At 26.4% G+C, this 770-nt stretch carries 1 protein-coding gene; it reads left to right on the forward strand.

Features of this window, described 5'->3' with window-relative positions:
* Positions 1 to 219: 219 nt before the first annotated feature.
* Positions 220 to 471, forward strand: coding sequence for a hypothetical protein (locus OZ002_RS13290; protein WP_010721990.1), 252 nt, complete (start codon positions 220 to 222; stop codon positions 469 to 471).
* The last annotated feature ends 299 nt before the right edge of the window (positions 472 to 770 follow it).

Genomic DNA, 770 nt, shown 5'->3' on the forward strand with positions numbered 1-770 from the left:
TCTTTAGAATTTCTGTAGTAAAATCGTTCATATGGAAGTCCTCTTTTCTGTGAATGTGTTGTGGTAACTCTATTCTACAGAAGGGACTTCCTTTTTTCTATTTACACAAAATATTTTACACTCTCAATATATATATTGAAATTGAAAAAAATATTGCTTGGTTTCTTGATGTATATTGTTTATTTAATATAACATGTTAGATAAATGGAGGTGATATTAATGGCAAGGTATGTATCAGTGTTAGTTTTGTTGCTAGGTGTAGGAGTCAATATTATTTTACTTTCTAATATTTATATTTTTGAATGGCAAACGTTATTTGGATTGTTTTTGGGTGGATTTGGAGCAATTGCTTCTATTATTAATATAAAAAATTGTTCTTCTTCATTATTTAGAATAATCTCCATTATAGCTGCTATTATTAATATATTCCCTGTTATATATTTTATTATTTTAATTTTTTCTATTGGATAATGTAGCTTTTAAGAGCATAAAACAGATTAGAGTGTCTATATCATAGATTTTTTTATTCTATGATATAGATACTTTTTTTTTTTTAGATTTATAGATATGAATTTTAGAACAATTACATACAATCGCATTCTATTATTATTCCGCCTAACATAAAATTTGATGAAAAAATAAACAGTCAAGTCCATAATCCTGTGTAAAATACTATACAATGTTTTACCGGTCTCTCATTGATCAAACTTAATATATTTTCTTGTAGAACTGAGCCATTCGTCATGAAGGTCCATAAGGACAGCTCCAAT

This window comes from Enterococcus sp. E4-150 (assembly GCF_035726465.1).
Taxonomy (GTDB): Bacteria; Bacillota; Bacilli; order Lactobacillales; family Enterococcaceae; genus Enterococcus_B; species Enterococcus_B faecium.

Excerpts from the sequence above, each read along its gene's own strand:
- OZ002_RS13290 (WP_010721990.1), top strand. The coding sequence starts at position 220 with ATGGCAAGGTATGTATCAGTGTTAGTTTTGTTGCTAGGTGTAGGAGTC.